General features: G+C 62.4%; 11 protein-coding genes and 2 tRNA genes. 5 read left to right on the forward strand and 8 right to left on the reverse strand.

Annotation, left to right across the window (positions count from 1 at the left end; translation table 11 throughout):
* Together IPQ13_10640 and IPQ13_10645 are read right to left on the reverse strand one after the other, a co-directional pair.
* Window positions 1–1,161 (reverse strand): YcaQ family DNA glycosylase, encoded by a 1,161-nt coding sequence (locus IPQ13_10640; GenBank protein ID MBL0211351.1) that lies wholly within the window; start codon window positions 1,159–1,161, stop codon window positions 1–3.
* Between the two features lie 48 nt (window positions 1,162–1,209).
* Window positions 1,210–2,163: a GGDEF domain-containing protein gene (locus tag IPQ13_10645; protein ID MBL0211352.1), complete on the reverse strand. Its 954-nt coding sequence runs from the start codon at window positions 2,161–2,163 to the stop codon at window positions 1,210–1,212.
* Between the two features lie 163 nt (window positions 2,164–2,326).
* Between IPQ13_10645 and IPQ13_10650 the strand changes: the two genes are divergently transcribed.
* Window positions 2,327–4,255 (forward strand): PAS domain S-box protein, encoded by a 1,929-nt coding sequence (locus IPQ13_10650; GenBank protein MBL0211353.1) that lies wholly within the window; start codon window positions 2,327–2,329, stop codon window positions 4,253–4,255.
* Between the two features lie 1,030 nt (window positions 4,256–5,285).
* Here IPQ13_10650 and IPQ13_10655 read toward each other — a convergent pair.
* The 5 genes from IPQ13_10655 to IPQ13_10675 form a co-directional block, all read right to left on the reverse strand.
* The gene (locus IPQ13_10655) at window positions 5,286–5,990 is read right to left on the reverse strand and encodes a trypsin-like peptidase domain-containing protein (protein ID MBL0211354.1); all 705 of its coding nucleotides are present in this window, start codon (window positions 5,988–5,990) and stop codon (window positions 5,286–5,288) included.
* Between the two features lie 156 nt (window positions 5,991–6,146).
* Window positions 6,147–6,857 (reverse strand): hypothetical protein, encoded by a 711-nt coding sequence (locus IPQ13_10660; protein ID MBL0211355.1) that lies wholly within the window; start codon window positions 6,855–6,857, stop codon window positions 6,147–6,149.
* Window positions 6,844–7,623: a hypothetical protein gene (locus tag IPQ13_10665; GenBank protein MBL0211356.1), complete on the reverse strand. Its 780-nt coding sequence runs from the start codon at window positions 7,621–7,623 to the stop codon at window positions 6,844–6,846. Before IPQ13_10665 ends, IPQ13_10660 begins: the two co-directional genes overlap by 14 nt.
* 470 nt (window positions 7,624–8,093) lie before the next feature.
* A tRNA-Glu gene (locus IPQ13_10670) sits at window positions 8,094–8,168 on the reverse strand.
* Window positions 8,169–8,234: 66 nt separating this feature from the next.
* Window positions 8,235–8,309: transfer RNA gene (locus IPQ13_10675), tRNA-Gln, on the reverse strand.
* Between the two features lie 224 nt (window positions 8,310–8,533).
* Here IPQ13_10675 and proB point away from each other — a divergent pair.
* The 4 genes from proB (at window position 8,534) to IPQ13_10695 (ending at window position 12,335) form a co-directional block, all read left to right on the forward strand.
* Complete coding sequence (proB, locus tag IPQ13_10680; protein ID MBL0211357.1) at window positions 8,534–9,643, forward strand: glutamate 5-kinase; 1,110 nt, start codon at window positions 8,534–8,536, stop codon at window positions 9,641–9,643.
* Window positions 9,644–9,664: 21 nt separating this feature from the next.
* Window positions 9,665–10,924: a glutamate-5-semialdehyde dehydrogenase gene (locus tag IPQ13_10685; GenBank protein ID MBL0211358.1), complete on the forward strand. Its 1,260-nt coding sequence runs from the start codon at window positions 9,665–9,667 to the stop codon at window positions 10,922–10,924.
* A 105-nt stretch (window positions 10,925–11,029) separates the two neighbouring features.
* Complete coding sequence (locus IPQ13_10690) at window positions 11,030–11,419, forward strand: hypothetical protein (GenBank protein ID MBL0211359.1); 390 nt, start codon at window positions 11,030–11,032, stop codon at window positions 11,417–11,419.
* Between the two features lie 220 nt (window positions 11,420–11,639).
* The gene (locus IPQ13_10695; GenBank protein MBL0211360.1) at window positions 11,640–12,335 is read left to right on the forward strand and encodes a hypothetical protein; all 696 of its coding nucleotides are present in this window, start codon (window positions 11,640–11,642) and stop codon (window positions 12,333–12,335) included.
* A gap of 41 nt (window positions 12,336–12,376) precedes the next feature.
* On the opposite strand, the gene IPQ13_10700 is transcribed toward IPQ13_10695, so the two are convergent.
* A complete protein-coding gene (locus tag IPQ13_10700; protein MBL0211361.1) occupies window positions 12,377–13,198 on the reverse strand; it encodes a hypothetical protein in 822 nt (273 codons plus the stop codon).
* Between the last annotated feature and the right edge of the window lies 1 nt (window position 13,199).

Here is a 13,199-nt window from a genome sequence, read left to right on the forward strand (position 1 = left end):
TTATTTTTTGGGGTCGCGCGGCAGTTCGCAGGTCTCGGCGCCGATGAAGCCCGCCAACCGTTCAAGCGCGGCCTCCAGGGCCTTCTTCCGGGGCCGGGTGGCCTTGACGCCGGGTTCCCACCAGAGCCCCTTCACTTCCAGCAGGCCCTGGTCCCGGTGGAATTTGGGATCCAGGCGGCCCACGATCCGCTCGCCTTCGAGGATCGGCAGGACGTAATAGCCATAGGCGCGCTTGCCGTCCGGCACGAAGGCCTCGAACCGGTAATCGAACCCGAACACGCGCAGCGCCCGGGAGCGGTCCCGGAGCACCGGGTCGAAGGGACACAGCAGCCGTGTGCGGTCCGGCGCATCCGGAAGGCGCTTCAGGCGCGCCTCCCAATCCGCCGCCGCGTAGGCGGCCCGCGGTCCGGAGCCATCGGCGCTTTCCACGCTCACAGCCGCGATGCGGCCGGCCCTGGCTTCCCGTTCGCACCAGGCCTTGACCTGGGCGATATCCAGGTCGGCCCAGAAATCCGCCAGTTCCTTCGGCGAAGCCACCGCCAGCCGCTCCAGCGCCGACGAGCAGGCCCAGTGGATGTGGGCTTCTTCATCGGGCTCGGGCTCAGCATGCGCATGGGGCAGCACCCGCTCGGTGAGATCGTAGACCTTGTGGAAATGGACCCGCTTGGCGATGGCCAGCTCGCCCGTGCGCCACAGGAAATCCAGCGCCGCCTTCTGGGGCTTCCAGCCCCACCAGGGCCCGCGTTTTTCCGGATGCTCGAAGTCCGCACTCTTCAGCGGGCCTTCCCGGGTGATGCGCTCCAGGACCTGGGCCACCACCTGCCCGCCCTCCACGCCGCGGAAATGGTACTGCCACCAGGCATTGCCCTGGATGCGCGCCCGGTCCTTCCGGAACCGCGGCTTCCAGTGGGAAAACCATTCCACCGGGATGGCCGAGGCGTCGTGGGTCCAATGCTCGAAAAGGGAGCGGTCCTGCTCCAGGGCGCGGGCGAACTGCTCCTGGCTGAACCCATCCAGGCGCGTGTGCAGCGTCAGGTTGTGGGCCCGTTCCACCACATTGATGGAGTCCATCTGCACGAAGCCCAGACGCCTGATGAGCTTCGCCAGGGAGGTCTTCGTGGCGCGCCCCTCCGGGTCGTCCAGCAGGCCCTGGGCGCCCATGAACAGGCGCCGGGCGGCATCAGGCGGGATCAATGCGGAAGGCACGGGTCAGAGCTGGGAATCGAATTCCACCCGGTCGCGCCCCAGGTTCTTCGCACGGTACAGCGCCACGTCCGCGCGCGCCAGCAGCGATCCGGCATTGGCGTCCGCATCATGGACCTGGGCCACGCCCAGGCTGACCTTCACGTAGAACGGCGTGCCGTCCGGCCGGCTCACGGGCTCGGCCTTGATCGCGTTGCGCAGGTTCTCGGCCACGCTCACGGCTTCGTGCCCATGGGTCTCCGGGAGCACCACCAGGAATTCCTCCCCGCCGATGCGGCCCACCTGGTCGCTCCCCCGCAGCCGCCCGAGCAGGATCATGCCGAAGGTCTGCAGCACGAGATCGCCCGTGGCATGGCCATAGGTGTCATTGACGGCTTTGAAGAAATCCAGGTCCGCGAGGATCACGGAGAGGGGCCGCTTGTAGCGCCGCGCCAGGTCGAAATGCTTCTCCAGGTGGCCCAGCACCGTCGCGCGGTTGCCCACGCCGGTCAGGGGGTCCACGGTGGTCTGGGTCAGGACCACTTCGTGGTAGTGGCGTTCCATGTCGTCCAGGCGCTTGAGCTTGAAGGCGTGGCTGCCGACCCGGATCACGTCGCCGTTGTTCAGCTCCGTGGGCTCGGCGCCGGCCACCAGGCGTTTTCCGTTCACGAAGGTGCCATTGGTGGAGCCCAGATCCTGGAGCGTCACCGAAACCGCCTGCCCCTCGTCCATCACCACATCGATCCTCGAGTGCAGGCGGCTCACCTCGGCCTCGGCCAGGCAGATGTCGTTTTCCGCGGAGCGGCCGATGACCATGCCCTTGGGGCGCAAGGTGATGACTTCGCCGATGGGATGCCCCACGTAGCGGATCAGCGCCCATTCCTCGAAAGGGGAATTCGAGCGCAGATAGGCCGAGCTGGCCGCCATGGTGGCGCCATCCAGGTCGAAGGTGTTGTCTTGGGTCGGGCGTTTCGGATCCATGCCGTTGTGGGGGAATACGCCAAGGGTAGCACCTCAAGGATTTCGGAGGCCCGAAGGATTGCCACCCCAGGCCGGCCTGCATCGGCCATGGATTCGGCAAAAACTTCCTGGCTTCCCAGGTCCGGAATCTGTCGTACCTTCAATTCAATTCCCAGGAGGTCCATTGGCGCCGCGTCCCCCGGAGATGCTCGAGGCTTTGTATGTGCACGCCTTCCAGTTCATGGGGGTGCTGGATGCCGGGGGAAGGGTGCTGACGACCAATCCCTCCGCCTTGGAGATCATCGGGATAGGGGAGGAAGAAGTCATCGGCCAGCCCTTCTGGGAAACGCCCTGGTGGTCCCACGATCCCAGGGCCCAGGCGGACGTGAAGGACGCCATCGCGAAGGCTTCCGCCGGGAGCTTCGTCCGCCTGGAAGCGACCCACCTTGGCGTGGACGGGAAGGTGCGGGTGGTGGATTTTTCCCTGACGCCCTTCAGGGACGGATCGGGGCAGGTCCGCTGGCTCTTCCCCGAAGGGCGGGACGTCACGGACCGCAAGCAGGCCGAGCAGGCCCTCCGGGAAAGCGAGGAGAAATTCCGCCAGATCTACCAGAGAAGCTACGACGGAATCCTGCTCCTCGACGGGGACCGGTTTGTGGACTGCAACCCGGCGGTGCTGGAGATGATGCGCTGCAGCGAGCCGGAATTGATGCGGATGCACCCCTGGGAACTCTCGCCACCCGCCCAGCCTGACGGCCGCCCCAGCCCCGAAAAGGCCCTCGAGATGATCCGCCTGGCCCATGCGAAGGGCGGCCACCGTTTCGAATGGATGCACCGGCGGACCGATGGGGAGGACTTCCCCGTGGAGGTCACCCTCACGCCCTTCCCGCTCAGCGGCCGGGAGATGCTCTACACCACCTGGCGGGACATCACCGACCGGAAGCGCGAGGAGCGGGAACGCATGGCCTTGGAGCGCCAGGTCCTGCATGCGCAGAAGCTGGAGAGCCTGGGCATCCTTGCGGGAGGCATCGCCCACGACTTCAACAACCTCATGACGGCGATGATGGGCCACCTCGACCTGGCGGCGCTCGAGCTGCCCGAAGGCCACAAGGCCCTGGGCCACATCCGGATCATGGAGGGCATCCTGGGGCGGGCCACGGACCTGACGCGGCAGATGCTCGCCTATTCAGGCAGGGGCCGCTTCATCGTAGGCCCGACGGATCTGAGCACAGTGGCCCGCGAGATGGCGACGCTGCTGTCCGCGTCCCTCTCGAAAAAGGTCGGCCTGGAGCTGGAACTGCCCGGGGATCTGCCGTCGCTGGAGGGCGATGCGGCCCAGCTTCAGCAGGTGCTGCTGAATCTGGTCACCAATGCCTCGGACGCCATCGGGGACCAGCCTGGACGCATCCGGATCGCCACCGGGCTGGCCAGGCTGGATTCCGAGGACGCCGCGGGCCTCCGCGCGGAGCTTCCGCCCAGGCCAGGGGACTATGTGTTCCTTGAAGTCAGCGACACCGGGTGCGGCATCGCTCCGGAATTCCAGACCCGGATCTTCGACCCCTTCTTCTCCACCAAGGATGCCGGGCGAGGCCTCGGGCTCTCGGCCCTGCTGGGGATCCTGCGAGCCCACCAAGGCGCGCTTGGGATGGACAGCGTCCCCGGCGAAGGCACCACCTTCCGCCTCTACTTCCCCAGCGCAGGGCGCCACGTCACCGCCAAGGCAGAGGCCGTGGAGATCCAGACCGCCTTGCCCCCGGGGCTCCGCGTGCTCCTGGTGGACGACGAGGAGAACATCCGGACCGCCACCCGCCATCTCCTGGAGAGCATGGGGTGCCAGGTGGCCGTGGCCGGCGATGGCGTCGAGGCCATCGAGAAGCTGGCCTCCAGCGAACCCTGTTCCATCGTGATCCTGGATCTCATGATGCCGAGGATGGATGGCCGGCAGACGCTCGCGGTGCTTCAGAAGGACCATCCGGACCTGCCCGTGGTCCTGTGCAGCGGCTACAGCGAGCAGGAGATCCTCGGTGAATGGAACGGGGTCTTCCTGGCGAAACCCTACACGCGCGAAAAGCTCAAGGCCGCCCTCCTGCGGGCCCTGGCGGATCGGAGCTGATCAAAGCTCCAGGCGCCGTTCCGTCTTCGGGCAAGTTTCGGGATGTCGGCCGGGCGGAGGTCCGTGGGTCAACCCACCCACCCAGCGGGCGGGGAGAGCGCGGGGGGGGGGCGGCGCCCGGGCGGCCCGGCCCGCGGCGGGGCCGGCCCCGCGGGGGCGGGGGCCCGCGGGGGGCGGGGGGGGGGGGGGGGGCCCCCCCGGCGGCGCCGCGCGCCCGGGTGAAGTGGCCATGGGCTTCTTCAGGTGGACCAATTTCGATGAGAAATCGATGGTGAATTCAAGGTTTCCTTCGCTCTCCGCGAGCTGCTTCAACAGGCCCATCGGTGAAGGGTCCACACCTGGACTTTCCGCTGCCTGCATGGCTATCGCGCTTCTTGGCATGGTGTTGGCCGCCTGCACAATGGCCGACCAGGGGACGAGGGCTTCGCCGCTGCGGGCAACCTGTGTGCGGACCTGATTCACGACCCCCAGCCAATCCATCGCGCCTCCGTGTTCGGTAGTTGCAGAGCGTGATCTGGCCGAACCTGGACATAAAAAAATTTCCGCGAACGGTAGAGGTTCGAGGGGCGAACGGCAGATGGATTCCCCAGGGATGGATACGAGCTGGATAGCCAACCCTAGCTCGGGGTCTTGGCTATCACTCCCCTTTAAACCGGAGTCCCTGCTCATGGAGATTCATTAGAAACGTACGGTCCTCCTTTTGGGCCGCGACACCTTCCGCTTTTTGCTTGCCGTCAAACCGGCGTCCTTCAGGCGTTGGTTCAGCAGAATGCGGACGCTGGCTCCCTCTGCATGTACCTGCCAAGTCAAGATCCTGAAGGGGCCGTCGATTTGGGTGGTGGGGACACGCTTTTCTTTTTTTCAGGCATGGGGTTTCTGCCGAGTTAAGGGTTGGCGAAATTAAGAGATGTTGCGCCTAACGAACAAAGTTAAACGGCCCACCGAGGGCCGGAAACCTAAAGCATGACGGTAGTCGAGCACGGTTGGGTCCGGGTTGAACGAGAGGTTAGAGTCCGACTTGAACGATGGGTTAGTTTTCGGGGGACACAGAAGGAGGTTGATCTTTTGACTGCTCTTCTTCCATTTTACGAGCTTCATCGAGTGACCTAACAGTTTGGAGCGCTTCATGGAACGAAGTGATGTCCTGGGCTCGTAGCAACCCTGGTAGAGAGGCTCCGCCAACACGATTGGAGATATATGCAGAAATAGAACCTACAAGCTCTGGTTGATTGCCAGTCAATGCATCGAAGACTGGACCACCACTGACCCCGTTGATCGCCACTCCATCAATTAGATAGCAATCGTCATTAAATAAAAAGGCACTGACAGATCCAGTGAAGAAGCAAAGTTCTGGATATGCAACGGACGGGAAACCGACCCAGGCCAAAACAACACCAACTTTCTTGATTTGTTTTACATCCATTAGAGGAAGAGGACTTTCCGGAAGAGGAAGAGTCCCGGTGGGGACTAGAATACTTGCGGAATCGCGTTTCCGATCAAGGAAGACAACGCGTTCATGGCCTTGTAGGAAGACTTCCTGACCAGAGGTGTGGTGAATTATTTTGATGGGTTGCTTCCAAGCGTGAGCTCTATCCACCACATGAGCAGCTGTGGCAATTGCCGCTAGTGACCTGTCAGCGTTATAACCAAATAAAAACCCAGTCCCTGCTCCATCTGGTGTCTCTATGCGAAGAATGTGTGGCAGTACCTTTTCGTATGCTTCGTGCCAATGCATGATCCGCACTCCTTGTGGAAGCTGACGAACAAAGTTAACCGGTCCGATCGCGAGCCGAAGATTGAAAGCATGACGGTATCAGACATGAGGTCTATGCATGAGGTCTATGCTTCCTGAACCTTCGTACAAAGGCTGTGACTCAACTCCCAGCCACATTCATGCAAGCAGGGGAAGAACAGTCGTTGCCAATATCCCCTTTTCTGGGATTCCGCCCCAGAGATGAGTTTCAAGAATTTCATCAATTATCGCCATCGCGTGACCACTTAACCGCCAGGGGGTTTTCTCGTAGAAATCTCGCTCCTTCGCCGGAACTGATTGGATCTGATCAAAGCGAAGGATAGATGGAAATCCTCCCGGGATTGGGAGCTCCTCATAAAAAAATTGTGAGAATCGAAGTCGCTGGACCATCTCCAATAATTCCGCAGAATACCTCGGAAGCTCCCCAGGCTTTACCACCGTGTAATAGGGTGCAACCTGAATGCATGGAACCGTTCGGGAATGAGGTTTTCCCTGAACCAGATTGTGCGGAATATCTTGGCCTGGGAGACCAAGAACCAATGCTGGCCGTTTTTTAACGACCCTCAAGGTGTAATGTCCATCTTCGACCGAAGGCAACATCGCGATGGGAAGATCCTGAGGTACATCAGGAGAGGTTAGTGTGTATTGTTCCGCCGTGATGAGCTTTGCAGCGAAGTGGTCGTTGGGCTCATTGGGTTTTCGCTGAACCACCAATCGGACGTGCATACCTGTGTGGAAAGGGACCAAAACCCAGACTACGCTTCCACGCATTACGCTTGGATTTGCTTCACGAATCCACCAGTATTCAGACCCTGCAAGAGCCTGCACAGAAAGTTCAGGAAAGGCCATGTTCGAGTCTGAAGTCGCTAGACCACAATTCATCACTGAAATGTACGTCCCCGTGGATGCCAACCGGGGCATGATCCTCATCATCTTCAAGCAGTTGGGTTAGTTCAGACAGCATTTCCTTTTCTCGTTCATTCAGCGAAGGCCACGGAAGATATCTCCCCCTCCGATGAGCGGCTGTCGAAACTATGGCTTCTCTTAAGTGTGCCCTTGCTTCCTCGGCCTTCCTCTGTTGGGACTTAGATTGCTCGACCAGTGCGCTCACAATAGCAAGTGACGGTAGCTGGCTTGACGATAACCCGCTAAACCTTAACTGTTCATTTGGAAGGGCCCTTAGCATGGGCTCGGTTTTGTAGACGTATTTCAGTAACCGATTCGTGTCTGTGCCGAACTCATGGACTGCGCGTCCGATTTCACGTGTAACCTCCACCGGAAGGCTGCTCGACAGTTCATCGTGCAGGGCATCCGCCGCCATTTCGAATTCAATTCGAAATGTTTTTCGTGAGCCGAATGACCGCTCTTCAATCTCCGGATCTATTACCTGTGCTTCTGTTTCAGCCCAAACAGCTCGATCCCATGGTCCAAAGTGGAAAAAAATCCAGGGGACCTCGGTGAAGGTTTGACCATCATGGGTTGCGGCGTATCCCAGGTCAGCGAGGTACATCAATTTTAGAAGATGGATGATCCCCAAGTCACCGAATCCATGATCCTCCCTCCTCGCGGAAGCTAGGGCGAATCGGATTAAATTGGCAACGCGGTCTCGCTGCATGTAGAGATGATGTCCTAAGGGATGGGCCGACTTCAAAGTTTGTCTCAAACAGAGAAAGGGCCGACAGTAAAATTATTAACGCTCCACAATCCTAAGCAATCCCTGGACCGATCCTCCTCCAGCCATGGTTTCAGGGTAAAGACAGCGCCGGAGATGCCAGGCCATCATCGCCGCCTTCAGCCGGACAGGATCCAGGCAAAGATCAGCGGGGCGATGGTCATTTCGGACATACAGGCTCCATTGGAAACGGTTGGACGGGAAGCCATCCGACTGCGCCCAAAGTTTCAGTGAGTCTGGCTTTGAAAGATTTTCATGCATTTGAAGAATTTCGATCGGCATCCCGACTAGGCGCCCGTGTCCCATCGATTCCCCGGGACAGGTTTGGAGGATCAGTGGAGGATGGAGCCACTGGGGCTTCAAGTGATACCGTTTAAATACAATTAGAGCCCCGTGTTTGCGGGGCTCTTCATTGGTAGTCCCAAGGGGAGTCGAACCCCTGCTACCGCCGTGAGAGGGCGATGTCCTAACCACTAGACGATGGGACCGCTGTGCTGCTGGTGATGCTGCCCTGGGCCGGAGCTTTGGGATCTGGCCCGGTTGCCGGGCTGGATTGGTTGGGGAGGAAGGATTTGAACCCTCACCTGACAGAATCAGAATCTGTTGTCCTACCGTTAGACCACTCCCCAGTGGGGATAACAGGATATCAGGCCAGGGGGGATTGGCAAGATTGGATCCTGCCGGCCAGGGGCCGGACCCGGCAGAATCCAGAAACCAGGGACGGCCGGGCGGGGGTGGACAGCGGCGTCCCGGCCAGGGCAGCCGCCGGCGCCTGCGGCCTTCGAGCAAGCCTGCCCGAGTGGTTCGCTACACTGGTGGACCATTGGAAGGTTGAAAAAGGAAGACGAGGGCCATGCGCTGCTTGGTGATCAAACTCGGGTCCAGCACCGTGACGTCGGCTGGGGGCGAGCCCAGCCCGGTGCTCGGCGCCTACGCGGCGCTGTGCGCGCGGCTCCAGGCCTTGGGCTGGTCGCCGGTGATCGTCACTTCCGGCGCGGTGGGCTCCGGGCGGGGCCTGCTCGGATTGACGAACAAGAAGCTGACACTCGTCGAAAAACAGGCCGCCGCCGCAGTGGGACAAAGCCGGTTGATGGAAACCTATCGCCAGCACTTCGAGGCGGCCGGGCTCACGGTGGCGCAGATCCTGTTGAGCCGGGCGGACATCTCGGAACGGGGTCGCTGCAACAATGCCCGCCACGCGCTGGAATTCCTGCTCAAGGCCAAGGTCGTGCCCCTCGTCAACGAGAACGACACGGTGGCCACCGAGGAGCTGAAGTTCGGCGACAACGATCTGTTGTCGGCGCTGGTGGCCAACCTGCTCGGGGCCGAGCGGCTGGTCATCATGACGGACACGGGCGGGCTCTACACCGCGGACCCGCGCCTCGATCCGGACGCGACGCTGGTGGCCCAGGTGGCCCAGGTGACGCCGGAGCTGCTCAGCACCGCCGGGGAATCCCGCTCGGGGGTCGGCACCGGAGGGATGGCTTCCAAGCTCATGGCCGCACGGATCGCGTCCGAAGGCGGCGTGCGCGTGACCATCGCCCACGGCCAGCACCCGGAGCGCATCCTCGATCTGCTGGACGGGGAGACGGTCGGCACCACGGTCCTGCCTGCGCCGAGCCGCCGGGTCAGCCGCAAGAGCTGGATCGCCTATGGGGTGGTGCCGAGCGGGAAGGTGATCGTCGATGAAGGCGCCGCCCACGCGATGGTGCGCGAAGGCCGCAGCCTGCTGCCGGTGGGCATCCACCGGGTGGAGGGGATGTTCGAGGCGGGCGAGGTCGTCCAGATCTGCCGGGCCGACGGGACGGAGATCGGCCGCGGCCTCGTGGCCCTGGATGCGGGCGATCTGCGGCAGGTCATCGGCTGCACGACCCCGGAGCTGCGGCAGCGGCTGGGCAGCGAAACTTCGTCCGAAGCGATCCACCGGGATGATCTGACCGTGACGGTAGTAGGTGTTTCCTAGGGCAGGCGAGAGGAGTTCGGCATGGAGCTTTGGGAAACCCCGGTCGATGCCCTGGCGAAGGCCGCCAAGGCGGCTTGGCCCGTGCTGGCCCGCACCCCGGGCGCGCAACGCGATCGCCTGCTCCGCAGGATGGCCGATGCCCTGTTGGAACACGCCGGGGACATCCAGGCTGCCAATGGCCAGGATCTGCTTGCGGGCGAGGCCGCGGGCTTAGGCGCAGCGCTGCTCGACCGCCTGGCCCTGACGCCGGAACGGTTGAGCGAAGCGGCCGAAGGCCTCCGTCAAATCGCCGGCCTGCCTGATCCCCTGGGCCAGGTGGCCGGTGGGTGGAAGCGCCCGGATGGCCTGGAAATCCGCCAGGTCACGGTGCCCCTGGGCGTGATCGGGATCATCTTCGAGGCCCGGCCCAATGTCACGGTCGATGCGGCGGGCCTGTGCCTCAAGAGCGGCAATGCCGTGGTCCTGCGGGGCGGCAAGGAAGCGATCCTGACCAACCGGGCGCTGGCGGCCGTTCTGAAACGTACGCTGGCAGACGAAGGGCTGCCGCCGCACCTGCTGCAACTGGTCGGCACGCCGGACCGGAGCGAACTCGACAAAATGCTGAGGCTGCGGGGCGATCTCGACCTCATCATCCCCCGCGGCGGCAAAGGCTTGATCGATCACGTCGTCCAGAACAGCCAGGTGCCCGTGATCGAGACCGGCGCCGGTGTCTGCCATTTGTACGTCGAAGCCTCGGCCGAGGTGCCGATGGCCGTCGCCATCGCGCTCAACGCCAAGACCCAGCGGCCTTCGGTGTGCAATGCGCTGGAGACGCTGCTCATCGCCCGTGCTGCCGTGGAGACCCACCTGGTGCCGATGCTGCAGGCTTTGCATGATGCTGGCGTGGCCCTGCGGGGCTGCCCGGAAACCGTGAAACGCTTTGCCGCCGCGGTCCCAGCGCAGGAATCCGATTGGGAAACGGAATACATGGACCTGATCCTGGCGGTGAAGATCGTCGAGGATGTGGACGAGGCGATCGACCATATCCGCCGCTACGGCACGCGGCACTCGGAGGCGATCCTGACGCATGATTTGCACACCGCCCGGAGGTTCCAGCAGGAGGTCGACGCCGCCTGCGTCTATGTGAACGCCTCGACGCGGTTCACCGACGGCGGGCAGTTCGGCTTCGGCGCCGAGATCGGCATCAGCACGCAGAAGCTGCACGCGCGCGGGCCCATGGGCTTGAAGGCCCTGACCAGCACCAAGTATCTGGTCGAGGGCGATGGGCATGTGCGCAGTTGAGGCTGCCGGTTCCCTTCGGGGCTTTCGGCGGTGGCTTGGGCTGGCATAACCCTTCAACTAGAATGGCTCCCAGGATTGTGGTTCGCGAACCGGAGACACGCCTCAATGCCATCCTCGATTTCCTTTGACGCAGCCTCGGGTTTCATCACGGTGGCCCACCATGGCACTGATGATGAAGCCTCCTTGAGGAACATCCTTTTCCAGGTCATCGGCCTCATCAAGGAACAAGGATGCTACCGCGTTCTCAGCGACTACCGCGATGCCCTGGTCCACATGCCGCCGGCCGCCATCTACGAGTATCCGAAAGAGGCCACCGAGGCCGCCAACGCGGCCGGGATCGACCCGCAAAAGATCAGGCATGCGGTCCTCATGTCCGCCCAGACGCCCAACCTGGCCGACTTCGAATTCTATGAGACCGTGTCGTTCAACCGCGGCCGCAAAGTGAAGGGATTCATAGACCGGGACCAGGCCATCGGCTGGCTGACCGAAAAGTGAAATTGCCGGACCCCGGTCACGGAACCGAGGTGTCGGCCCGGATCCAGTTGGACGACGGCTCCGTGGTAGGTAGATTTGGCCCATGCGTACCTGGACGCATGGACCCACTGCGGTCCAAGCACTGGGCTTCAGCGCCCATTCCCTTGCACGCGGAGGGATTCCATCGGAATATTCGAAGCAATCCTCCTGCAAGCCGCCACATCACTCCCAGGGAGTTCCCATGCGCCACAGGTTCGCCGCTTTCGCCTTCTCCGCCATCCCTCTACTCGCCCAGGCCCCCTGCGACTGCATCGACAAGGCGGACATCAAGGAGCGCATCAAGCGGGACAGCGCGGCCATCGAGGCCTACGGCAAGGAGATCGTCAAGATGGCCATGACGCCCTACACCACGCCGGGCCGGGTGGCCCTGCAAGGACGGGTGAACACCGCCATGAGCGCCACGAACACCCCAGGGCGCATCCCGCTCCAGGCCTCCGGGAGCACGGACAACAGCTGCAATATCACGGTGAACGCCCCCACCAAATGTCTGGAGGCGGCCATCCGCGCCCATGAGAAGGTGCACCAGGATGCCTGCAGGGCCACCTATGATCAGCACCATGTGATTTTCCGACGCAAAGCCATGGACCGTTTCGAGGCCCTGAACATGACCATGGCGGGCTACATCATGGAAGAAGTCAGTGGTTATCAGGCGGAACTCCTGTTCCTCCACAAAGAGTTAGCCCGCCTTGAGAAAGATTGCCAGCCCCCGCCCCCGCCGCCGCACGGCCGGGATTACAGTTCGCGCTCTTATACGCCCAATGAAGACCACGGCACGTCGCCATCCCCCGCGCCCGCCCCATCCCGTAATTCCGATCCCACCAAGCCAAAACCCATGGTGAAGCCCAAGCCCTTGCCGACGCCGAAGCCCATCTACTGACGCTGCCTCGAATTTCATAGCGCATTCCGCTTTCCCGTGCCTCAGGTCCCGAAATAGGAATACAGCCCCTCGGCCATGTTGTGCCGGATGGCTTCGATCTGCGGCGTGGTCTGGGGGGCGGTGCCCGTGGTCTTGTTGAGGTCCAGCAGGATGGCTTCGCCATTGTGGATCACGTAATCCAATTTGCCGTAGTCGAAGTTCAGGCGGTGCCGATGGGCGACGATGTCGGGGTGGGGGACCACGGATTCGCTGAAGACCTTGTTCCCGGATTTCACGATGGGGTCCTGGGCGCCCACCCGCGTGCAGCTGGCCCGGTCCCCGAGGAACTGGTACATGCGCACATGGAAGAGGCCGTCCTCCATCTCGGGGAGGAAGCGCTCGACCACCAGATCCGGACTATCGAAATCCTCCTCCGGCACCTCTTCGATCCGATCGAAAACCTTGTAGTCCAGGGTGGACTGGAAGGTGGCGCGCAGCCCTTTCCCATCCAGCCTGGGGATGCCTCGCACCAGCTCGGGGTGGCCGGCGTAATTGCGATCGGATTTGATGATGACCGGGCCCTGCCAATCATCCCCGCGCCGCAGCAGGCGGTCGCTGAAGGTCGACTTGCGGATGTCGCGGACCTTGCCGTTGAGTGCGATGGGGTAGCGCCCGGCAAAGGCGAGGTAGTCCTCGGGAACCACGGAGAGGTCCACATGCACGATGACCAGGTCCGCGGGCACGAATTCGCCGGTGCCGAACAAGGCGAACACCTCGTGCCCGTCCAGTTCCCAGTGGGGGGCGAGCCGGGCGATCGAGTAACCGGAGAGATCCATGTTCCGGTCGGATTCATGGAAGAGGATCGCGATCCGCTGCGGCCTCAAC

The organism is Holophagaceae bacterium, from assembly GCA_016720465.1.
GTDB lineage: Bacteria > Acidobacteriota > Holophagae > Holophagales > Holophagaceae > JANXPB01.